The organism is Chitinimonas lacunae (assembly GCF_042650885.1).
Classification (GTDB): Bacteria; Pseudomonadota; Gammaproteobacteria; order Burkholderiales; family Chitinimonadaceae; genus Chitinimonas_A; species Chitinimonas_A lacunae.
The window spans coordinates 2,156,290-2,177,605 of sequence record NZ_JBHSBU010000001.1; the positions used below are offsets into that span (position 1 = coordinate 2,156,290).

General features: G+C 62.2%; 18 protein-coding genes. 3 read left to right on the top strand and 15 right to left on the bottom strand.

Translation table 11 applies throughout. From position 1 onward, the window contains the following. Positions 1–100: 100 nt before the first annotated feature. A complete protein-coding gene (locus ACFOW7_RS08795) occupies positions 101–1,600 on the bottom strand; it encodes a CoA-acylating methylmalonate-semialdehyde dehydrogenase (protein ID WP_378163210.1) in 1,500 nt (499 codons plus the stop codon). A 346-nt stretch (positions 1,601–1,946) separates the two neighbouring features. After that, positions 1,947–3,266, bottom strand: a complete 1,320-nt coding sequence (locus ACFOW7_RS08800) for an aspartate aminotransferase family protein (RefSeq protein WP_378163213.1) — start codon at positions 3,264–3,266, stop codon at positions 1,947–1,949. A gap of 211 nt (positions 3,267–3,477) precedes the next feature. Here ACFOW7_RS08800 and ACFOW7_RS08805 point away from each other — a divergent pair, with 211 nt between their 5' ends. Continuing rightward, positions 3,478–4,857, top strand: a complete 1,380-nt coding sequence (locus ACFOW7_RS08805; RefSeq protein ID WP_378163215.1) for an aminotransferase-like domain-containing protein — start codon at positions 3,478–3,480, stop codon at positions 4,855–4,857. 232 nt (positions 4,858–5,089) lie between these two features. Here the strand turns inward: ACFOW7_RS08805 and ACFOW7_RS08810 are convergent, their stop codons facing one another. From ACFOW7_RS08810 to rpsT, 5 genes are all read right to left on the bottom strand, one after another. Continuing rightward, positions 5,090–5,914, bottom strand: a complete 825-nt coding sequence (locus tag ACFOW7_RS08810) for a phosphate/phosphite/phosphonate ABC transporter substrate-binding protein (RefSeq protein ID WP_378163217.1) — start codon at positions 5,912–5,914, stop codon at positions 5,090–5,092. A gap of 44 nt (positions 5,915–5,958) precedes the next feature. Further along, the gene (locus ACFOW7_RS08815; protein ID WP_378163219.1) at positions 5,959–6,663 is read right to left on the bottom strand and encodes a type 1 glutamine amidotransferase; all 705 of its coding nucleotides are present in this window, start codon (positions 6,661–6,663) and stop codon (positions 5,959–5,961) included. A 228-nt stretch (positions 6,664–6,891) separates the two neighbouring features. Next, positions 6,892–8,481 (bottom strand): sensor histidine kinase, encoded by a 1,590-nt coding sequence (locus ACFOW7_RS08820; protein ID WP_378163221.1) that lies wholly within the window; start codon positions 8,479–8,481, stop codon positions 6,892–6,894. Between the two features lie 4 nt (positions 8,482–8,485). Beyond that, positions 8,486–9,631: an FIST signal transduction protein gene (locus tag ACFOW7_RS08825; protein ID WP_378163224.1), complete on the bottom strand. Its 1,146-nt coding sequence runs from the start codon at positions 9,629–9,631 to the stop codon at positions 8,486–8,488. Positions 9,632–9,780: 149 nt separating this feature from the next. Next, complete coding sequence (gene rpsT, locus ACFOW7_RS08830) at positions 9,781–10,059, bottom strand: 30S ribosomal protein S20 (protein WP_378163227.1); 279 nt, start codon at positions 10,057–10,059, stop codon at positions 9,781–9,783. A 117-nt stretch (positions 10,060–10,176) separates the two neighbouring features. Between rpsT and murJ the strand changes: the two genes are divergently transcribed. Both murJ and ACFOW7_RS08840 read left to right on the top strand, forming a co-directional pair. Then, positions 10,177–11,727: a murein biosynthesis integral membrane protein MurJ gene (gene murJ / locus ACFOW7_RS08835; RefSeq protein ID WP_378163229.1), complete on the top strand. Its 1,551-nt coding sequence runs from the start codon at positions 10,177–10,179 to the stop codon at positions 11,725–11,727. 61 nt (positions 11,728–11,788) lie between these two features. Next, positions 11,789–12,292 (top strand): GNAT family N-acetyltransferase, encoded by a 504-nt coding sequence (locus ACFOW7_RS08840; RefSeq protein ID WP_378163231.1) that lies wholly within the window; start codon positions 11,789–11,791, stop codon positions 12,290–12,292. A gap of 125 nt (positions 12,293–12,417) precedes the next feature. Here the strand turns inward: ACFOW7_RS08840 and ACFOW7_RS08845 are convergent, their stop codons facing one another. The 8 genes from ACFOW7_RS08845 to ACFOW7_RS08880 all read right to left on the bottom strand — a co-directional run bounded on the left by ACFOW7_RS08845 (position 12,418) and on the right by ACFOW7_RS08880 (position 21,281). Then, the gene (locus tag ACFOW7_RS08845) at positions 12,418–12,930 is read right to left on the bottom strand and encodes a pyridoxamine 5'-phosphate oxidase family protein (protein ID WP_378163233.1); all 513 of its coding nucleotides are present in this window, start codon (positions 12,928–12,930) and stop codon (positions 12,418–12,420) included. A 781-nt stretch (positions 12,931–13,711) separates the two neighbouring features. After that, on the bottom strand, positions 13,712–15,652 hold the full coding sequence (gene rpoD, locus ACFOW7_RS08850; RefSeq protein ID WP_378163235.1) for an RNA polymerase sigma factor RpoD: 1,941 nt from the start codon (positions 15,650–15,652) through the stop codon (positions 13,712–13,714). Between the two features lie 224 nt (positions 15,653–15,876). Further along, entirely contained in the window at positions 15,877–17,673 is a 1,797-nt protein-coding gene (gene dnaG / locus ACFOW7_RS08855; RefSeq protein WP_378163237.1) for a DNA primase, read from the bottom strand. A 230-nt stretch (positions 17,674–17,903) separates the two neighbouring features. Beyond that, positions 17,904–18,344, bottom strand: a complete 441-nt coding sequence (locus tag ACFOW7_RS08860; RefSeq protein WP_378163239.1) for a GatB/YqeY domain-containing protein — start codon at positions 18,342–18,344, stop codon at positions 17,904–17,906. A gap of 125 nt (positions 18,345–18,469) precedes the next feature. After that, positions 18,470–18,682, bottom strand: coding sequence for a 30S ribosomal protein S21 (gene rpsU, locus ACFOW7_RS08865; RefSeq protein ID WP_378163241.1), 213 nt, complete (start codon positions 18,680–18,682; stop codon positions 18,470–18,472). Between the two features lie 161 nt (positions 18,683–18,843). Next, a complete protein-coding gene (rsgA, locus tag ACFOW7_RS08870) occupies positions 18,844–19,710 on the bottom strand; it encodes a ribosome small subunit-dependent GTPase A (RefSeq protein ID WP_378163243.1) in 867 nt (288 codons plus the stop codon). Beyond that, the gene (locus tag ACFOW7_RS08875; RefSeq protein WP_378163245.1) at positions 19,707–20,015 is read right to left on the bottom strand and encodes a 4a-hydroxytetrahydrobiopterin dehydratase; all 309 of its coding nucleotides are present in this window, start codon (positions 20,013–20,015) and stop codon (positions 19,707–19,709) included. The genes rsgA and ACFOW7_RS08875 overlap by 4 nt, the downstream gene beginning before the upstream one ends. A gap of 21 nt (positions 20,016–20,036) precedes the next feature. Further along, the gene (locus ACFOW7_RS08880; RefSeq protein WP_378163247.1) at positions 20,037–21,281 is read right to left on the bottom strand and encodes a M48 family metallopeptidase; all 1,245 of its coding nucleotides are present in this window, start codon (positions 21,279–21,281) and stop codon (positions 20,037–20,039) included. Between the last annotated feature and the right edge of the window lie 35 nt (positions 21,282–21,316).

The following is a 21,316-nucleotide window of genomic DNA, read 5'->3' on the forward strand; positions in this document are numbered from 1 at the left end:
TCATAAAAAATATTGGCATCGACTCATCAATTGATTCTACTCACTCCCGTTCCACCGTCGAGCAGGGCAAGCCAGCCGGTCCACCCTGCCCTTCACAGCCTCAGCGTACCGTCGGCATGGTGAACTCGGCCCCGGCGCGCAAGCTGGTCGGCCAGCGCTCGGTGACGGTCTTCAGACGGGTATAGAAACGTACCCCTTCGGGTCCGTAGATATGATGGTCGCCGAATAGGGAAGCTTTCCAGCCGCCAAAGCTATGGAAGGCCATCGGTACGGGAATGGGCACATTGACCCCGACCATGCCGACCTGGACCCGGCTGACGAAGTCGCGGGCACAGTCGCCGTCACGGGTGAAGATGGCGCCGCCGTTGCCGTAGAGATGGCCGTTGACCAGGGCCAGTGCCGACTCGTAATCGGGCACCCGCATCACGCACAGTACCGGGCCGAAGATCTCCTCGCGGTAGATCGACATCTCGGGCCGCACCCGGTCGAACAGCGAGGCACCGAGGAAAAAACCCGCCTCATAGCCCGGCACGCTGCGCTGCCGGCCATCGACCACCAGCTCCGCCCCTTCGGCCACACCAGCCTCGACATAGCCCGCCACCCGGTCACGATGTTCGCGGCTGATCAGCGGCCCCATCTCGGCCTCGGTCCATTCTCCCGGACCGATCCGCAAAGCCGCGACCCGGGGTGCCAGTCGCGCGACCAGTGCATCCGCCATCGCATCGCCCACGGCCACCGCCACTGAAATCGCCATGCAACGCTCGCCGGCCGAACCGTAAGCGGCGCCAAGCAGCGCATCGGCCGCCAGATCGGGGTCGGCATCGGGCATCACCACCATATGATTCTTGGCCCCGCCCAGCGCCTGGACCCGCTTGCCGGCAGCCGTAGCCGCCGCGTAGAGCGTGCGCGCAATCGGGGTCGAGCCGACAAAGCTCAGTGCAGCGACATCGGGATGCGCCACCAGCGCCTCGACTGCCACCCGATCGCCCTGGATCACATTGAATACCCCCTCGGGCAGACCCGCCTCCTGGAGCAGTCGAGCGAGCAAAAGCGAGGCCGACGGGTCGCGCTCGGACGGTTTGAGCACAAAGGTATTGCCGCAGACCAGGGCCAGCGGCGCCATCCACAGCGGCACCATGGCCGGGAAGTTGAACGGGGTGATACCGGCCACCACGCCCAAGGGCTGACGCAGTGCATAGCCGTCGATGGCGGTGCCGAGATTGTCGGAATATTCGCCTTTCAGCAGTTGCGGCGCGGCACAGGCGAATTCGACCACTTCGATTCCGCGCGCCAGCTCGCCGTGGGCATCGGCCAGCACCTTGCCGTGTTCGCGCGAAATGGCGCCGGCCAGCTCGTCGGCGTGCTCTTCAAGCAGGGCCTTGAAGCGGAACATCACCCGTGCCCGCTTGAGCGCCGGCGTGGCCGCCCAGGCCGGGAAAGCCGCCTGGGCGGCGCTCACTGCGACCGCCACTTCATCGGCGCCGGCAAACGGCACCCGGGCGATCACCTCGCCCAGCGCCGGGTTGTAGACATCGCCGAAGCGACCCGAACGACCGGCGACAGGACGGCCGCCAATCCAGTGGTGAAGCATGCTTGCCATGGTGGAATTCCTAGCGGTTCTGCGGGGTATCAGTCGTGCCCGGCCGGCTGGCGCGGGACAGTGGGCCGGAGAGGGTTCCCCGGCCACAACGGTTAATCGATGACTTGCTGGAAAGTCGGCCTTAGCCTCGACTGGGCCATATTCGCCTCCAATACGGCGTCCAATCCGGCCAGCACCGCACGATGGGCCAGACAGCGGCCCATAAGCGGCGAGTGTCTCCACAACGATCCCCAATCAGGGCAGATGCTGTGAGGCACTACATCGTTTCGTGGCTGCCGGTACTTACGGCCCGGTGGTTATTGGACGCCGGTTTCAGCGCAAAGACAGTCGGCGCAGTCGATAATCGCTAGCCCGCTGCGCGGATCGACTCGCCGAGGATCTCGACCATGCGCTTGAGCTCCTCGGGGGTCGAGATAAACGGCGGGCCCATGGCGATGATGTCGCCAGTGAAGCGGAACATCACCCCACGCCGCAGCGCCTCTTCGAACACCTTGATCGCCCGCAATCCAGGCTTGCCTTCGATCGGCGCCAGCTCCACCGCAGCGGCGAGCTGACAGTTGCGGATGTCGATCACATTGGGCTCGCCTTTGAGGCTATGGATGGCCGTTTCCAGCACCGGCGACAGTTCGTTGACCCGGGCATAGATATGCTCGTCGCGCACCACATCGAGCGTGGCATGGGCGGCGGCGACCGCGAGCGGGTGGCCCGAATAGGTGTAGCCGTGGAAGAACTCCACCATATGCTCCGGCCCCTGCATAAAGGCCGCGTGGATATCTTCGCGCACCACCACCCCGCCCATCGGCACGGTGCCGTTGTTGACGGCCTTGGCAAAGGTGATCAGGTCGGGCGTCACCTCGAAATGCTGGGCGGCGAAAGGCTGGCCCATCCGCCCGAAGCCGCAGATCACCTCGTCGAAGATCAGCAGGATGCCGTGCTTGCTGCAGATCTCGCGCAGCCGCTTCAGATAGCCCTTGGGCGGCACCACCACCCCGGCCGAGCCCTGCATCGGTTCGACGATCACGGCGGCGATGGTGGAGGCATCGTGCAGTGCCACCAGCCGTTCCAGCTCGTCGGCCAGATGGGCACCCCAGTCGGGCTCGCCGCGCGAGAAGGCCATCTGGCCCAGATGATGGGTATGCGGCAGATGGTCGACCCCGGTCAGCATGGCCGACGGGTACATCTTGCGGTTGGCCACCATACCGCCCACCGAAATGCCGCCGAAGCCGACGCCGTGATAGCCCTTTTCACGGCCGATCAACCGGGTACGTTGACCCTGGCCGTTGAGCCGGTGATAGGCCAGCGCGATCTTGAGCGCGGTATCGACCGCTTCCGAACCGGAATTACAGAAGAACACCTGCCCCATGCCGGCCGGTGCCGCCTCGACAATGCGCTGCGCCAGGGTGAATTGCGGCCGGTAGCCCATCTGGAAGGCAGTGGAATAGTCGAGCGTATCGAGCTGGCGCTTGACCGCCTCGACGATGCGCGGGTGGCGATGGCCAAGGCCGCAGCACCACAGGCCCGACAGCGCATCGAACAGCCGCTCGCCTTCTTCGGTGATGTAGTAAGCGCCCTCGGCCTGGGCCAGCAGACGCCGCTCGTGATGCTGCTTGAAGTAACGCTGATGGGTGAACGGCATCCAATAAGCGTCGAGTTCCTGCTCCGACATGATCTTCTCCGTCTTGGTCTGTATAGGGTTTGCGCTAGAGTATGCAGAGCGCTGGACGGGGCAGACAGATACATGGCGCCAGCCTTTTGCACTATCTGTACAGGCCATCTGTCCTGTACGGTAGCCACGCCCCAACGCGCGCTCGTCCACCCCGCTGCTCGTCCATTGTTGGCCAGTGGCGGTTTTTTGCAATCGGCCAGCAGGACCCGCCATGTTGACGCTCGACCATGCCTCCCCTTACTCGCTGACGGAACAGATCGTGCGCGCCCTGATCGACAAGATCGGTCGCGGTGTCCTGGCCAGCGGCAGCCGTCTGCCCTCGGTGCGCGGGCTGGCGGCGCAGACGGGCGCCAGCACCTTTACCGTGGCCGAAGCCTATAACCGGCTGGTGGCGAGTGGCTGGGTCGAAGCGCGGCGGGCGCGCGGCTATTTCGTGGCCTCGGCCCGCACGGCGCCGCCCGTGCCGACCGCACGGCCACCGGTCGACGATGCCTGGCTGTTGCGACATATCTATGAAGACCCGGGCCTGATCGTGCCGGCCGGTTGCGGCTGGCTGCCCGAGGACTGGCTCTACGGCGCCGGCGTGCGGGCGGCACTGCGCCGTTCGGCCCGGTCCGCGGCCGTGGCGGGTTATGGTCATCCACAGGGCCTGCCGGCCTTACGGCGTCATCTGCAATGGCGGCTGGCGCTGCGCGGCATCGACGCGGCACCCGAACAGTTGCTGCTGACCCAGGGAGCCAGCCAGGGGCTCGATCTGGCGATGCGTAGCCTGGTGCGGCCTGGCGAAACGGTTCTGGTCGATGCGCCGGGCTATTCCAATCTGCTTGCCGCACTCCATAGCCATGGTGCCCGCCCGATCGGCGTGCCGCGCACCGCCCACGGACCCGACCCGGACGAACTCAACCGGCTCGCGCAGCAATGGCGGCCGGTGGCTTTCTTTACCAATAGCGCCCTGCAGAATCCGACTGGCAGCAGCACCACGGCGGCCACGGCATTCCGGATATTGCAGACGGCCGAGCGCCACGATTTCCGGCTGGTCGAAGACGATCCGTTCGCCGATCTGGCGGTCGAGCCGCAGGCAACGCTGGCCAGTCTCGATGGACTCAGACGGGTAGTACATATCGGCAGCTTCTCCAAGACCGTATCCCCCGCTCTGCGCCAGGGCTTTGTCGCCGCCGATGCCGCCACCATCGCCGCCATGACCCGACTCAGAATGGCGGTCGGCCTGACCGGGTCCGAGATCATGGAGGCGACCACCCTGGCCATCGTCGAAGATGGCCGCCACCGTGCCCATCTGGAACGGCTGCGCGAACGGCTGGGAGAAGCGCAGGCCAAGGTGGCGGAGCAGCTCGACCGGCTCGGCTGGCAGCTCTTCATGCGGCCACGTGCCGGCATGTTTCTGTGGGCAGCAGCGCCTCAGGGAACCGACCCCGACGCCTTGACCGACCGCGCCGCCGCTGCCGGCATCGCGCTGGCACCGGGCCGCTTCTATCTGACCACGTCTGAACGGAGCAACTGGTTCCGCTTCAATGTCGCCTGGGCCGACGACTCGCGTCTGTACGATTTTCTGCTCCGGGCGGAAAGCCGTTAGACCATGAGGCGTCGTGGTGTCCGAACCCGAATAACGGATGCCTGCTGCTCGACGAGTCTGCCTGCAACGGCAATGCGCCAGACCCCCAGATTGTCCGCTGGTGCAGATCGACGCGGGGCCGGTGCCGAGGCCGGACGGATCACGATCGTTTCAGGCTGGATTTTTATATTTCTTTATTAATTCAGCACCCAGATTTGAAATAGAAAATCACAAATTTTTAATTAAAGCAAAATTAAGCAGGATGGGCCTTACGCCAGGCCGGATAGGGCTGCAATTCCTCCAGTTCGACGCGCAACTGCGGCAGATAGCGATCAAGCGGCTTCAGATCGGCTTCGCGCGGTGGCGACATGCCACCGTAGCCCGTGTCGAGCAGAAAACGTTGGCCGGCAAACGAATGGAGCAGGAAATCCTGCACGGCCTCGACAAAGCGTCTGACGGCACCGGCCGGCAAGCGGTGATGGGCCATCAGGGCCAGATAAGGAACGCCGGGGGTGCGCAATACCACTTCGAGCCCTTGCTTGGCTTCGGGGGTCAGTGCGGCGAGCACGCCGGTCGAGACAAAGGCCGCCACCACCCTGCCCTGGCGCAGGCCCAGCAGTGCCGAGAGCTGGCCGCTGCTCTCGACGATGCGGACATCCTGGAACGGGGTCAGACCGGCCTGGCGCAGGGTGTCGAGTCCAAGCAATGTGGCCATCGACAGATGATCGGGCGTGGCCACTGCGTGGCCGCGCAGGTCGGTCAGCCGTTTGATGGTGCCGGTGCGCACCACCAGACTGGCCGACAGATCGCGTTCGATCCGAAACAGCGGCTGATAGCCCAGGTCGACCTGCAAATAGCGGCAGACATGCGGCGGCGCCAGCACGATATCGAACTCGCCACCCAGGGCACGCAGCAGGAAACGGTAGTAATCGGGTGCCGTGGTCAACAGCACCCGCAGACGCCGCCGGGCCAGATGCTCGGCCAGCGGCGCATAGATCGAAATGATGCGGCGCGGACTCAGATAGGGGTCGAGTCCGAAACGCCAGGGCGCCGGCGTTTCTCCCCATGCCGCCGCCATAGACGCCCCCAACAGTGCAAGGACGCAGCGGCGACGGCCGGGATTCACCGTGCCAGACCCTCGATCCAGGCGGCGTAGAGGTCGTCGGCGATACGGCGACTTCCCTCGATCGCCTGATCGAGATCGGCCAGCAGCGTCGCCACGGGCTGCACCCCGGGTGAATCGCTGCGGGCAATCTCGTCCTGGCCGGCATCGAGCCAGTGACGCACCTTGGCCGCATCGACCTCGACATGGAATTGCATGGCCAGATGCTTGTCGCCCACCGAGAACGCCTGATTGGCGCAGTGCCGGCCACGCAGCAGCCAGCGGCCGTCGCTTGGGATCGAGAACGACTCGTTATGCCACTGGAACAGGGACAGCCGCTCACGGCCGCCAAACCAGCGCGCCCCGGCCCGGTCGATCAGCTCCAATTCGCTCCAGCCGATTTCGACCGCCGGCGCCGCCGTCACCCGGCCACCGAGCGCCTTGGCCATCAACTGGCCACCCAGACAATGGCCGATCACCGGCAGATCGGCCGCCATCGCCTCCTGGATCAAGGCCAATTGCCCTGCCTGATAAGGCAGGCCGTCATTGACGCTCATCGGCCCGCCCAACAGGCACAGGCCCGAATAATCGCGGATGGACGCCGGCAAGCCATCACCCTGATCAAGCCGGAAAATCCGGAAAGGCAAACCGGCACGGTGCAGGAAGACGGCGAAATGGGCCGGGCCGTCATGGGGATCGTGTTGGGCAATGGCGATGGGTTTCATGGGGCAATTCCGCAAGCGGCCGCACCGGAAGCGGCGGGCACAAAGGCGCATTGTAGCCCCGCCGGACCGCCTGCCGGCACTCAGGAATAACCCAGCTTCGCCTGCCGCCAGACTCCACCGTCCACACAGCGGCGTCTTGACGGCAAGGGTTGGGCGGAGGGCCAAATGGAAAATTATCTGCATAATCTTCGCAACACCCTCAGCCATATTTATCAAGTTTAGAAAAAACTAAAACTGATCCGGCAAAGTAAAGTAGAAGGTGGCGCCGGAATCAGGCGAGGACTCTGCCCAGATCCTGCCGCCATGGCGTTGGATCACCCGTTTGACCGTCGCGAGCCCGACGCCGGTGCCTTCATATTCCTGATCGTTATGGAGGCGCTGGAACGGGGCAAACAGCTTGGACGCCCATTGCATATCGAAGCCCGCGCCGTTGTCGCGCACGAAAAAGGCCACCGTATCCTGGGCACTGGCCCAACCGACCTCGATCTGCGCCACTTCGCGGCTGCGGGTGAATTTGATGGCGTTGCCGATCAGGTTTTCCAGCACCAGCCGCAATAGCCGCGGATCGGCCTGAGCATGGAGGGAAGGCATCACATTGAGCCGGACATCGCGGCGGCCGATCAGATGATGCTGCGAGGAAAACACCTGTTGCGCCAGCACCGCCAGATCGACCGGTTCACGCTGTACCGAGGCTTTGGAAGCACGCGCCAGCGTCAACATATCGTCGATCAGCTGGTTCATCCGCCGCGCGGCGGCGATGATGCGCTGGAACAGATCGGCATGTTCGGCGTTGAGCTGATCAGCCAGTTCCTCGTTCAGGATCTGGGTAAAGCCATGGATCGCCCGCAACGGCGAGCGCAGGTCGTGCGATACCGAATAGGAGAAGGTTTCGAGTTCCTTATTCAGGCCTTCCAGCTCGGAAGTGCGCCGCGTCACCCGCTGCTCCAGCTCCTCATTGAGCGACAGGATGCGCCGCTCGAAGGCATAGCGCTCGGAGATGTCGCTCGCCACCGTCAGTACCGCTTCTTCGCTGCTGCCGGGCAGTCGGAATGGCAACTTGGCCAGTTGGAATACTCGCCGTTCGCTGCCGCGCTCCTGGAGCGCCAATTCAGCGAGCACCAGCGACTGGCCATTACGCTGTATCGAATCATTGCCCTTGCGCGATACGGTGCGCCAGGTCTCACTGAGCGCCAGCTCGGACTCGCCGCGGCCAAGCAGCGCCTCGACCGGCTCATCGAGCAGCCGGGCAAAGGCGGTATTGGCCAGCAGCACCCGACCTTGTAGGTCGGTGGCATAGATCAGTTGCGGCATCAGATCGACGATCTGGCGCAACCGCGATTCACTGTCGGCCAGCTCGCGCTGGGCTTCCAGCAATTCCTGGACTTGGGTTTGCAGACGCGAGGTGACGCGCTGGTAGTCGCTGCGCACCGTATCGAGGTCAAAACGGGTCCGTTCGAGTGCACAGGCGATTTCGATATTGGTTTCACGCTGGGCCGCCAACTGCCCCACCGTGTCGAGCAATGCCTGCAATAGCGGCCGCAGCGAACCGAGCAGATCGGGCGGCGCGCTGACCTGCCATAGCAGCGGACCGAGCCGCTTCTGTCCGACCTGATCGGCCGGGGTCACGATGACGCCCTGCACCCGTTCGGTAAAGCCGAAGACCAGCGGCAACAGTCTGTCCAGGCTGTCGGTATAGACCGCCACAGGCTGGCCCATCAGATCACGCTTTTCCAGGGCCACGGTACGAAAGCCGACGGGCGCGGGCGTGATGACGCTCAGAAAGCGATCGTCGGGCTCGGCGGCGGCGACGCTCGTCATCGTGCTAGCTTCCGATCAATAGCAGAACATAGGTCATATTGTGGAATAACGTGCGGCTATAGCCTCCGTCCTCCTTGAGCGGCCCGATCTCGCCAAATGAAGGAAAGCCCGCGACCGCCAGACTGCCTGGCAAGGCACGGGTGATCGCGGCCACTTCCTCGGCGATACCGCTGTCGAGAATGGCTTTGCGGCCGATGCAGCTGACGATCAAGGCGGCAACCGGTCGGAAATCGAGAGTGGTCGCCTGTTCGGCCAGGCGTCGCACTTCGCCCAGCAGCGCTTCCGGGTCGGCCAGACAGACCTGGACCGAACGGCCGGTTTCGATTCCGCCGTAGAGGCCGACCGTGCTGTGACTGCTGCTGAAGTCGGGCACGATGGCACGCAGGCGGCGCCGGCTGGGCCGGTGCGGGTCGATCACCGTCAAGGCCACCACCCCACGGTCGCTTTGCAGGACCGGCTTGCCGGTTTCGCGCTCGATAAAATCCATCGCGGCCAGACCGTCGATCTGGTACAGCTCGGTTCCGGCGGCGGATTCGACCATGCCACTATTGCCCAGCACCGTCAGGGCATTGCCCACTCCTATGTCGTAGCGCAGCGGCCCGTAAGCCGCCAGCGTCACCACGGCGTCACGCAATACCCGCTTGCCGGCGAACAGGAAACATTGCTCCATCTGGTTGGCATCGGCAGCAAAACCGCCGACCACCGGGAAGGCCAGATCCTCGTCAAATGCGGCTTCGAGCCGGCTTGCGTCGGTGCGGAAGTCGGACAGCAGATAGGCCAGCGTCGGGGTTTCCTCAGCCTGCAATTCAGCCAGACAGGCCCGGGTGGTGCCTTCGGGATCGCTGCCGACGCCATGGCCAACCGCCAGCCGCCAGCGCACCGCCCCGTCGGAATTCAGGCCCAGCGCCGCCGCGCCGTAGTCGCCAGTGTGGCCGCTTTCGTAGAAGCCATCGCCGGTATTGCCGAGCAGCACGACCTCGTCATGGCCAAGGCCGGCGTAGAAGCCGGCCAGCAGTTCATGGAAATCGGAGAAATGGATGGAGCAGAACAACAGCACCACTTCAGGGGCCAGCGGCGCCAAGCCTTCACCGAGTGCCAGGCCGGCCCGGTAAGGGTCGGACAGCAGGGTATGCAGTGACTGTGCGCGCATGACTTTGCCTGACAGGAAGCGATTTTCTTGAGTGTAGTTCAGCCATCAGGCGAAATCGGCAGGCAACAAAAAACCCCGCATTGCTGCGGGGTTCTTTAGACATTCGACGCTGGCCAGCTTATCGATCTGTCTCGGGGTTCCTGCGGAACTTAGGCTGCCTTGGCGGCCGACATGGCCTTGATCGCGGCGGCCAGACGGCTCTTATGACGAGCGGCCTTGTTCTTGTGGAAGATGCCCTTGTCGGCGATGCGGTCGATCACGCTCACCGAGCTCTTGAAGGTTTCGTTGGCGGCGGCTTGGTCGCCGGCCTCGATGGCCTTCAGGACTTTCTTGATCGCAGTACGGAACGCCGAGCGTTGGCTGGCGTTATGAAGGCGCGCTTTAGCGGCCTGACGGGCACGCTTACGAGCTTGAGCGCTATTTGCCATTGGGAAAAACTCCTTAACCGGTAAAGGACTTTTGCGGAAACCGCGCATTATGCCGCATCGGCGTGCAACAGGCAATAATCGCGTACACTGCGCCGTCCTTCCTTTAGCGCTATCACCATGAATCTGCTTAAAACCCTGGCCCGCACCAGCAGTATGACCATGCTGTCGCGCGTGCTCGGCCTGGTGCGCGAAACCCTCAATTCCCATCTGTTCGGCGCCGGCGCGGCCATGGATGCCTTCAATGTGGCCTTCCGCCTGCCCAACCTGCTGCGCCGGATATTTGCCGAAGGCGCGTTTTCCCAGGCTTTCGTTCCGATCCTGGCCCAGTACAAGACCCAACGCGGTGACGATGCGGCACGCGAGCTGATTGCCCATGTGGCCGGTCTGCTGACCCTGGTATTGGCGCTGGTGACGCTGCTGGGCGTGGTCGGCGCACCGCTGATCGTGCTGCTGTCGGCCCAGGGCTTCAGCAGCCAGCCCGAAAAATTCGCCCTGACGGTCGAGCTGACGCGCTGGACCTTTCCCTACATCCTGTTGATTTCGCTGTCCTCCCTGGCGGGCTCGATCCTCAACACCTGGAACCGCTACAGCGTGCCGGCCTTTACCCCGGCCCTGCTCAATATCGCCTTTATCGGCTGCGCCCTGGCGCTGGCGCCGCATCTCGATCAGCCTATCTTTGCGCTGGCGATCGGCCTGTTGCTGGGCGGCGTGGCGCAGTTGCTGTTCCAGCTTCCCTATCTGCGCCAGATTCGCATGCTGCCGCTGCCACGGCTGAATCTGCGCGATCCTGGCGTGTGGCAGGTACTCAAACAGATGGGACCGGCGATCTTCGGTGTTTCGGTCTCGCAGATCAGCATTCTGATCAATACCAATTTCGCCTCCCACCTTCCCACCGGCAGCCTGTCATGGATGGCCTATGCCGACCGGCTGATGGAACTGCCGACCGGGGTACTTGGCGTCGCGCTTGGCACCATTTTGCTGCCGAGCCTGGCCAAACTGCGCAGCCAGGGGGCCGAGGACGACTATTCGGCGCTGCTCGATTGGGGATTGCGGCTGTGCTGGCTGCTGGCCCTGCCGGCAACCGTGGCGCTGGCAGTCATCGCCGAGCCCCTGGTCTCCACCCTGTACCAGAGCGGCCATTTCCGGCTGTTCGACAGCCAGATGACGCAGCGGGCACTGCTGGGCTATGCCGTGGGCCTGATGGGACTGATCGTGATCAAGGTGCTGGCGCCGGCCTATTATGCCCGCCAGAACATGCGCACCCCGGTGCTGATCGGCATCGCCACGCTGATCGTGACTCAGGCGCTCAACCTGCTGTTCGTCTTCGGGCCGCTGCGCCTGCCCGGCTGGGAACATGCCGGCCTGTCGCTCGCCATCAGCCTGGGCGCCTGCTTCAATGCGGCCTTGCTCTATGTCGGCCTGCGTCGCAGCGGCGTCTATCGGCCGCAACCGGGTTGGGTCGGTTTCGCCGGCCGACTACTTGTCGCCGTCACCGTGATGATTGTTGTGCTGCTGCTGGCTCAGCATGGTCTGGGCGACTGGCAGACCGACCGGCTGGTGCGGGTCGGCAAGCTCGCGCTGCTGGTGACGCTCGGCGCCGCTGCCTACTTCGGCGCTCTGGGTCTGCTCGGTTTTCGGCCGGCCGACTTCCGCCGCCGGGCAGCTTGACGAATCCGGCAGGGCAATCGGACTATTCCGGCTTCGGCTTCGCCTGTTACGGAGAGTCCCGATGTCCCTGCACTGCGATATCCGCCCGGCCCAGCTCGATGATCGGCCAGCCATCATCGCCCTGGCTGACCAGATCTGGCGCGCCCACTACCCTGACATGATCAGCGTCGAACAGATCGACTATATGCTGGCCCAGCGCTACCACCCCGAAGCCCTGCGCGAACAGATCACCGGCCCCGATCAATGGTTCGATCTGGTCTTTGTCGAGGGCGAATTGTCGGGTTTTGCCCAGTATCTGCTCAAGGAACCGGGTGAGATGAAGCTCGATAAGCTCTATCTGCTGCCCAGCCTGCACGGTAAAGGCTACGGCAGCCGGCTTATCCACCACGTCAAGAAAAAGGCCAGGGAGCAGGGGTGTGAGCGGTTGGTCTTATCGGTCAACAAACAAAACCAGAAAGCCATTGACGCTTATCTGCGCAATGGCTTTCGAATCCGCGAATCGATCGTGGTCGATATCGGCGGGGGTTTTGTAATGGACGATTATGTGATGGAAAAAGACCTGTAGCCCAGCGACCGTTTCCGCCGCGCAGCCGCGGTGTTCAGTGGTTCAAGGTCGTGGACGAGCCGGAAATCGTCCTTTTTCAGCGCCTTCGGGCTCGCTTCGACCGCTCTTCCGCGTCCAACCTGGCGCTAAGGATGCATCACCTTCTCATGCTCGGCCGTCGGCGTATCGCGGCCGTCCCCGCCAAACAGGCTCTTGAAGAACGAGAATAGCTGGGTCATGGCGCCGGAGGCTGCATCCCAGTATTCCGCTTCATCGACCTGGATACGAATCAGCACCAGCTTGGGGTCGTCCAGACCACCCGGAAACCACGCCTTGTAGAGCGGATTCCACAATTCCTTGGCCTTGGCCGGGTCACGCACCACCTCGGCCTTGCCCGATACCGAGATATACACATTGTCGTCAGGGTTGGCATAGCTGACATTGACCGAAGGATGCTGGCGAATATCGACACAGGCGTGCGAATCCTCAGCGCTGAAAAACCAGAGTTGGCCATCGAAAGCGACCTGCTGGTTGGTCATCGGCCGGCTGCGCAGGATATGGCTGTCAGGACCATGGGTGGTCAGCATGCCGAACTTGATATCTTTGATCTTTTCCCATAGATGGGCCCGGGCCTGTTCCCGGTCGTTATCGTTGCTCATGACGCATCCTCCTGATCGCACGGCAACCCCCATGGCGCCGCTGCCTGACCAAGGCAGCAAGCGTTGTTCCCCGCTGATCGGGATCGGAAAATCTATGAGTAGGGCTTTACCCTGTCCGCAGGCCGAATGGGTGAGGAGGCCGTGGAAAGGGACGCTCCAATATGGGCAAAGCAATTCAAGGCATATTTCCACACAAATTCTTTAGTTAAGTCTATATACCTTGCAGATTGTTTTCCTAAAATTTTAGTATTCTGAATCCTCCGCTTCGCGGGCAATAAAAAAGCCGCATGGTTCATACCATGCGGCTTCTCGATGATTTGGTGGGCCCCCCGGGAGTCGAACCCGGCACCAACGGATTATGCTTACCAGCTACGGCTTTCGCCGCCCCTTTCGGGTTTGTGGTCTGGACTGTCTCTTGTCTTTACGACCTGCCCGTACAGTCTCTACACGTTCTCTTGCGAGCTTCGCTCGGGATTACCACGGCAGATGCCAGAGGCTTCCCCGACTTTGAGCAGTTCTACCTGACAGCAGAGTCAACTTACTCTCAGGCAACCCATTCGATGTCGAACCGTAGCGCCGGAGCGCCTTAGGTACACATCCCTTAAGTCCGCTGCTCTAACCAGGCATGAGCTAGAGGCCCAATCTACTGCAAAATTTTCGAACCCTTGCCGAACCGAGTCGTTGTGCGATGTTGCTGCTGACAACGATGGCCTCGCTATAAAAGATTCGGCGGCTTGGTTCGAAGCCGCCGAATTTTACCTGAAAACGCTTGGGCGGCGAATCAGGTTTCGCTAGCTATGCTGTCGAGGAAGCTCTTGAGCCGCTCGGAGCGGGTCGGATGACGCAGCTTGCGCAGCGCCTTCGCTTCGATCTGACGGATACGCTCACGGGTAACGTCGAACTGCTTGCCGACCTCTTCGAGGGTGTGGTCGGTATTCATTTCGATGCCGAAACGCATACGCAGCACCTTGGCCTCACGCGGGGTCAGGGTATCGAGCACCTCGCGGGTGGCGTCGCGCAGACTGGCGTAAACCGCTGCATCGACCGGCGCCATATTGTTCTGGTCTTCGATAAAGTCGCCCAGATGCGAATCGTCGTCGTCGCCGATCGGGGTTTCCATCGAGATCGGCTCTTTGGCGATCTTGAGGATCTTGCGGATCTTTTCCTCGGGCATCTCCATCCGATCGGCAAGCGTGGCCGGATCGGGTTCCAGACCGCTTTCCTGCAAGATCTGGCGCGAGATACGGTTCATCTTGTTGATGGTCTCGATCATATGCACCGGGATACGGATGGTGCGTGCCTGGTCGGCGATCGAGCGGGTGATGGCCTGACGGATCCACCAGGTGGCATAGGTCGAGAATTTGTAGCCACGGCGGTATTCGAACTTATCGACCGCCTTCATCAGACCGATATTGCCTTCCTGGATCAGATCGAGGAATTGCAAGCCACGGTTGGTGTACTTCTTGGCGATCGAGATCACCAGCCGCAGGTTGGCTTCGATCATCTCGCGCTTGGCACGACGGGCCTTGGCCTCCCCGGTGGACATCTGGCGGTTGATCTCCTTGAGATCCTTGATCGGGATCATCGCCTTCTGTTGCAGCTCGGCCAGCTTGGCCTGCTTTTCCATCACCGCGTGCTGATAGCGCTCGAGTGCCGTGGAGTAGTTCTTGGCAAGACCGATCTCATCCTTGACCCATTCGAGGTTGTCCTCGTTGCCGGGAAAGGTCTTGATGAAGTGCTCGCGCGGCATCCGCACCTTCTGTACGCAGATGTCCATGATCTCGCGCTCGAAGCCACGGATCTCGTCCACCATATTGCGCACGTTGTCGCACAGCGACTCGACCTGACGGGCCGAGAAGCGGATCTTGAGGAATTCGGCCGAGACCTGGTTTTGCAGCTCGATATACTGCTGGCTCTGGGTGCCGTGCTTTTCCAGCGCCTTGAGCATGGCCTCGTACAGCTCGCGCACCACAGCAAAGTGTTCGCGGGCCTTGTTCTTGAGTTCTTCGAGGTTGGCGTTGGAGACGTCGGCACCTTCGCCGTCTTCGTCTTCGCCTTCCTCGCCGCCTTCGAGGGTGACTTCCTCCTCGCTGTCGGCGTCGGGCAGTTCGGCTGGTTCGGCTTCTTCGACGGCGTTGGGGTCGATGAAATCGTCGACCACTTCGTCGATACGGATCTCATCGGCCAGGGCGCGGTCGACCAGGGTCAGAATTTCGCCGATGGTGGTGGGACAGGCCGAAATGGCCTGGATCATGTGCTTGAGGCCTTCTTCGATCCGCTTGGCGATTTCGATTTCGCCTTCGCGGGTCAGCAGCTCCACCGTACCCATTTCACGCATATACATGCGGACCGGGTCAGTGGTGCGGCCGAATTCGGAATCGACCGTGGACAGCGCGGCTTCAGCTTCTTCGACGGCGTCGTCGTCAGCGACCGACGGGGTGGCGTCGGACATCAGCAACGTATCGGCGTCGGGCGCCTCATCGTAGACCTGAATGCCCATATTGGTGATCATGCTGATGACGCCTTCGATCTGTTCGGCGTCTAGCATGTCTTCGGGCAGATGGTCGTTGATTTCGGCGTAGGTCAGGTAGCCGCGCTCCTTGCCCAGCACGATCAGGTTCTTAAAGCGCGCCTTGCGGGCTTCGTTGTCGAGGCGTGCTTCGCCGTCACGCGCCCGCGACTCTTTGGGTTCGGACTTGTCGAGGTCTTGATCTGCCGCCATGTGCCTTATCTCGGGAGCTGAGATGTGAAACGTTAAACAATACCATGAATTTCTGGAGTTTGACCAGAAACCGGCGCTGAAATTCCCGCTGCGATGGTCGGAAAGTACCGGCGGGAATCCCTGTCGAAGCAAGCCTTTACGCGCCGGACAGCCTGATAGCTGCTTGTTCCAGTGTAGGCATAGGCGCCAGGCTTTGCTGATGAAACTTGTGGCAAAAAAGTGCCTTAACGTAAACCGGTCAAGCGCAGAAATTCGGCCTTTTCCGCCTCGCTCATCTGCGAGGGCCGCTTGGTCTGCAACTCGGCCAGACGGGCTGCCGCTTCGGCCTGTTCCAGGCTTTTGAGGAAACGGGTCAGGCCATCCCGCCAGGCCTGGCGGATCTCTTCTTCGCTTGAGCGACCATAGTGTTCTTCACCCAAGCGCAGCGCTTCGCTGAGCAGACCGTGGTATTCGCTGTCGCGTAACGCTTCGAGCATATGGACGCCCAAAGGCGGCACAATCTGCTCCACCACGAAATCGACCACCCGGACAATCGCCTGTAGACGCGGATTGTCGCTATCGTGCGGCAAGGCCGACTGCGGTACTTCCAGGGCCAGATGTGGGGCCACCAGCAGCAATTGCAATAGCTCGCGACCAAGATCGGCGGCTGGTTTGACCGATGGCTGCGGATCGAGCGACCAGCGCCGCCCGCCGCCACGCTCGCCACCGCTCACCGGGCCGCTGGCCCGGCTGCTCGCGCCGGTCAGGCGGGCCACTTCATTGGTTTCCAGCTCGACCAGCTCGGCCAGCCGTTTGCGCACCAGCGTCCCCAGGGCCGGTGCCTGGATCTGCTCGACCAGGGGCTTGGCCAGATGGAGCAACTTGGCCCTTCCCTCCTCGCTGGCCAGATCGACCTGGCTCGCCAGTTCGCGGGTCAGGAAAGCGGCCATTCCCAGCCCGGCATCGGCCACCAGCGCTTCGAACGCCTCGGCGCCATGGGCGCGGATATAGCTGTCCGGATCGTGCTCGGGCGGCAGAAACAGAAAGCTCAGCTTCTTGCCATCGACCACCTGCCCTACGCTGTTTTCCAGCGCCCGCCAGGCGGCGCGGCGGCCGGCATTGTCGCCGTCAAAGCAGAACACCACTTCATCAGCAAGGCGCAGCAGCTTGCGGACATGGTCGGGCGTGCAGGCAGTGCCAAGCGTGGCCACCGCATACTCGACCCCCAACTGGGCCAGGGCCACCACATCCATATAGCCCTCGACCACCAGCACCCGTCCTTTGGTGCGCACCGCCTGGCGCGCCTGCGGCAGGCCGTACAACTCCAGACCCTTGTGGAACAGCGGGGTTTCCGGTGAGTTGAGATATTTGGGATCGCCCTGATCGATCACCCGGCCACCAAAGCCAATCACATTGTGCTTGCTGTCGAGAATCGGAAAGATGATCCGGTCACGGAAACGGTCATAACGGCGGCCGCTGTCTTCATGGTCGATCACCAAGCCTACTTCCTTGAGCGCCGGATTGGTCGCGTAGTCGCCGAACACCTGAGCCAGTGGGTGCCAGTTGTCCGGCGCGTAACCGAGGCCGAAACGAGCGGCGACCTGGCCGGTCAGGCCACGCCGCTTCAGGTAGTCGATGGCACGTGGACTGTCCTTGAGGCATTGGCGGTAGAACTGCAAGGCGCGGGCATTGAGTTCGACCAGGCTGACATCCTTAGCGGGCCGCCGTACCGGCGTGCCGCCTTCGCCGCGCGGCACCTTCATGCCGACGGATTCGGCCAGCTTCTCCACCGTATCCTGGAAACCCAACCCTTCATATTCCATGACAAAGCCGATGGCCGAGCCATGCACACCGCAGCCGAAACAGTGATAGAACTGCTTAGTCGGACTGACGGTAAACGAGGGGGATTTCTCCTTATGGAAGGGGCAGCAGGCCATATAGTTCTGGCCGGCCTTCTTAAGCGGCAGATAGCGCTCCACCACCTCGACGATGTCGAGCCGGTTGAGTAGATCCTGGACGAAGTCTTCGGGAATTCTGGCCATAGTCTCCCCGTCGGCGCGGGAATCTAAACTGTTTCGACCCCGCCAACGGGGAACAGAATACGCCATCCCGAGCGTACCGCTTACGCAGCGCGGCGGGGGCGATAAACGCCCGACGGGTAGCCGCCGGGCGGGAAGCAATTACAAATAAACAGAATCAGCCATATCTGTGCAAGGCACAGTCAGGCTTTTGACAGAAAATTAAGAAATCTATATCAGATAAGCCGCACAACTCAGGCCAAACGCGATTTGACCAGCGCCGACACCTTGCCCATATCGGCACGACCGGCCAGCTTGGGCCGGATTTCACCGATGATCTTGCCCATGGCGCTGCTGGCCGTGCCGTGGAGGGCGATGGCTTCGTCGATGATGGCGGCGATTTCGGCTTCGCTCAGTTGGGCCGGCATATAGACCGACAGCACACCGACCTCGAATTTTTCGATATCGGCCAGATCCTGACGATTGGCGTTTTCATATTGGATGATCGAGTCGCGCCGCTTTTTCAGCTCTTTGTCGATGATGCTGTGAATATCGGCGTCGCTCAGTTCGATGCGCTCGTCCACTTCGCGCTGTTTGATGGCGGCGAGCAGAAGGCGGATGGCGCCGAGGCGGGCGCTGTCCTTCTCGCGCATGGCAGTTTTCATATCGTCGGTAATACGTTGTTTCAAGCTCATGGTGTGACTTTCATTGTTATCAACAGAATGCCGCCTGATGGCGGTCTTGCTCCCCCGGACCAAAAGCACAAAGCCGCCAGATTACTCTGAGCGGCCTCGTGTTGCGTAAGTACGCGGAACAGCGCTTAGTACAGCTTCGGCGGCAGTTGTTGGCTGCGCAGACGCTTGTAGTGACGCTTCACGGCCGCAGCCAGCTTGCGCTTGCGCTCGGTGGTCGGCTTTTCGTAGAACTCACGGGCGCGGAGTTCAGTCAGCAGGCCGGTTTTTTCCACCGCACGCTTGAAGCGGCGCAGAGCGACTTCAAACGGCTCGTTTTCCTTGACGCGTACGCTAGGCATGAAGATCAGTCCTACTTTCTGTAAAAGAAGAAAATTAAAGGGAGTAGAAGCGAGATTGTAGCAGCGCAGTCCAGCGAATAAAAGCCTGTTTAAGCAAACGAATCAGGGTTTCGCCTTCGCTGTCGGCGCTGCAACACAGCCGTGCAGCCTGAACGCCACGCTCAGGCAGAGGCCTCGCCATGGAGCTTGCGCAGCAGTTGCAGCCGCTGCGCCAGGATTTCGCCCCGCCCCAGCGCCTCGCTCAAGGCACAGCCCGGTTCGCGATCATGGCGGCAGTTGGCAAAGCGGCAGTCGCCGATAAACGGTCGAAATTCGGGGAACAATTCGGTCAATCGCTGCGGATCGAGATGACGCAGACCGAATTCCTGCAAACCTGGCGAATCGATCAGCTCCCCACCTCCGGCCAGCCGGTACAGCGTGGCATGGGTGGTGGTATGGCGGCCTGAATCGAGCGCCTCGGAAATCTCGCCGGTCCGCGCACTGGCTTCTGGCACCAGGGCATTGACCAGGGTCGATTTGCCCATTCCCGATTGGCCGACGAAGACCGTCAACTCACCCACCAGATAAGGCTTGAGTGGCTCGATGCTCTGCTTGGCCGACAGTTCGACCATCGGGTAGCCCAGCGCCCGATAAGGTGCCAACTGGGCGCGTGCCGCTTCGGTCTCGGGCAGATCGGCCTTGTTGAGCACGATCAGTGCCTTGATGCCGGCATCCTCGGCCGCCACCAGGCAGCGGCTCAGCAATTCCTCGTAGAAACTCGGCACGGCTGCCAGCACCACGGCGATCTGGCTGACATTGGCGGCGATCAGCTTCTCGCGGAAGGCGTCGGAGCGGTACAGCAGGCTGGCACGCGGCCTGACGGCTTCGATCACCGCCTGTTCTGCATTGATGACCCCCACCTCGACCCGGTCACCTACGGCGAAATCGGTCTTTTTGCGACGGGCGCTGGCGATCCAGCGCCGTCCGTCTTCATGCTCGACGATAAACGCCTTGCCATGGCTTTGGACGATACGGGCCTCGAGCTTCACAGTGCGTCGAGCCGGGCTGCGCAGATAAAGTCGTTGCGGCTCAGGCCATCGACCGAATGGGTGTCGTAGGCCACCCGGACCCGGTCGTAAGTCACCAGCAGCTCGGGATGATGGTCTTCGCGGTGCGAGACAAAGGCCGAGGCATTCACAAAGGCCAGCGTCTGGTAGTAGTCCTTGAAGCGGAAGGTCTTGACCAGCTTGCCCGACTCGATGCTCCAGCCGGACAGTTGGGCCAGCAGCGCCTCAGCCTCCGTATCGGTCAGCTTGGGTACGGTGGCCTCGCAATGTTCTTGGGCGAGCGACATGGGATTCTCCTGGCGATAGGGTCAGGCCCGCTTCATGGCAGCAATGCGCAGGAAAGCAGGCGGATGGGAATCGTAGAACAGTGAATGGAGCGGGTCGGGCGTCAGCGTCACGGCATTGTCGCGGTACATCTGCACCAGCCCCTCGATCAGCGGTTCGCGGCCAGTCTGGGCCACGGCGTAGCGGTCGGCCTCGTATTCATGCCGGCGCGAGCCGTAGCTGGCGATCCAGCCAAACGGGAAGATAAAGACCGGGATGGCAGTAAAGAACAGCACCAGCGCAGCGGCATCGGACGGGGTGGAAATCCCCAGACCTTCAAAGAACCAGGACTGGCCCTTGAGCCAGCCAAGCAGCCCCATGAACAGCAGGCCGATACCGAACAGCACCACCAGTCGCTTGATCAGGTGGCGATGGACAAAATGGCCCACTTCGTGCGCCAGCACGGCTTCGATCTGGTCGTGGTTGAGCTTGTCGATCAGGGTGTCGTAGAACACGATCCGCTTGGTGCGGCCAAAGCCGACAAAGAAGGCATTGCCGTGGCTCGAGCGCCTGCTGCCGTCCATCACAAAAACGCCCGAGGCCTTGAAGCCGCCGCGCTCGGCCAGCGCCTCGACCCGGCGCTTGAGGGCCTGATCTTCCAGCGGAGTGAAGCGATTGAACCAGGGCAGGATCACCGTCGGGTAGATCGCCATCGTCACCAGCCCGACCACCACCCAGGCGGCCCAGGCATACAGCCACCACAGCGAGCCGGCATGGCCGAGGAACCACAGCACCAGCGCCGTCAGCGGCAGCAGCAACAGTGCCTGGATCACGGCGTGCTTGAGCATATCGACCACAAACAGACCTGGGGTGGTCTTGTTGAAACCGAAGCGCTCCTCAATCACGAAGGTGGCCCACAGCGTAAACGGCAGATTGACCAGCGCCATCGCGACCGACAGCAGGGCAATCATCAATACGCCGCCGGCGATGCCGCCGCCCACCCACTGCCGCGCCAGCGAATCGAACCAGGCGATCAGGCCGCCGTAGGTCAGCGCCAGGACCCACAGCGCCTCCCATACCACAGCGATACAGGCGAGATTGATCTGGCTGACCGTATAGTCGGCGGCCTTGCGGTGATCGTCGGGCGTGATCACCGCGGCGAATTCGGCAGGTACCCGCTCGCGATGGGCCAGCACATGGCGGCGATGGCGCCACTTGAGCCATAGCTGGAGCGAGACGCTAAGCACCAGCGCCGTCAGGAAAATCAGGGTGAAGGTATCTGCGGACATGGCAGGATCAGGCCGGGCGCTTGCTTCCCGGTTGT

Bases quoted from the DNA above. Each gene is read 5' to 3' on its own strand.
- murJ (WP_378163229.1), top strand. From the start codon at position 10,177: ATGAATCTGCTTAAAACCCTGGCCCGCACCAGCAGTATGACCATGCTG.
- ACFOW7_RS08825 (WP_378163224.1), bottom strand. From the start codon at position 9,631: ATGCGCGCACAGTCACTGCATACCCTGCTGTCCGACCCTTACCGGGCC.
- rpsT (WP_378163227.1), bottom strand. From the start codon at position 10,059: ATGGCAAATAGCGCTCAAGCTCGTAAGCGTGCCCGTCAGGCCGCTAAA.
- ACFOW7_RS08805 (WP_378163215.1), top strand. From the start codon at position 3,478: ATGTTGACGCTCGACCATGCCTCCCCTTACTCGCTGACGGAACAGATC.
- ACFOW7_RS08815 (WP_378163219.1), bottom strand. From the start codon at position 6,663: ATGAAACCCATCGCCATTGCCCAACACGATCCCCATGACGGCCCGGCC.
- ACFOW7_RS08860 (WP_378163239.1), bottom strand. From the start codon at position 18,344: ATGAGCTTGAAACAACGTATTACCGACGATATGAAAACTGCCATGCGC.
- ACFOW7_RS08880 (WP_378163247.1), bottom strand. From the start codon at position 21,281: ATGTCCGCAGATACCTTCACCCTGATTTTCCTGACGGCGCTGGTGCTT.
- ACFOW7_RS08875 (WP_378163245.1), bottom strand. From the start codon at position 20,015: ATGTCGCTCGCCCAAGAACATTGCGAGGCCACCGTACCCAAGCTGACC.
- ACFOW7_RS08840 (WP_378163231.1), top strand. From the start codon at position 11,789: ATGTCCCTGCACTGCGATATCCGCCCGGCCCAGCTCGATGATCGGCCA.
- ACFOW7_RS08795 (WP_378163210.1), bottom strand. From the start codon at position 1,600: ATGGCAAGCATGCTTCACCACTGGATTGGCGGCCGTCCTGTCGCCGGT.
- ACFOW7_RS08845 (WP_378163233.1), bottom strand. From the start codon at position 12,930: ATGAGCAACGATAACGACCGGGAACAGGCCCGGGCCCATCTATGGGAA.
- ACFOW7_RS08800 (WP_378163213.1), bottom strand. From the start codon at position 3,266: ATGTCGGAGCAGGAACTCGACGCTTATTGGATGCCGTTCACCCATCAG.
- rpsU (WP_378163241.1), bottom strand. From the start codon at position 18,682: ATGCCTAGCGTACGCGTCAAGGAAAACGAGCCGTTTGAAGTCGCTCTG.
- dnaG (WP_378163237.1), bottom strand. From the start codon at position 17,673: ATGGCCAGAATTCCCGAAGACTTCGTCCAGGATCTACTCAACCGGCTC.
- ACFOW7_RS08810 (WP_378163217.1), bottom strand. From the start codon at position 5,914: ATGGCGGCGGCATGGGGAGAAACGCCGGCGCCCTGGCGTTTCGGACTC.
- rpoD (WP_378163235.1), bottom strand. From the start codon at position 15,652: ATGGCGGCAGATCAAGACCTCGACAAGTCCGAACCCAAAGAGTCGCGG.
- ACFOW7_RS08820 (WP_378163221.1), bottom strand. From the start codon at position 8,481: ATGACGAGCGTCGCCGCCGCCGAGCCCGACGATCGCTTTCTGAGCGTC.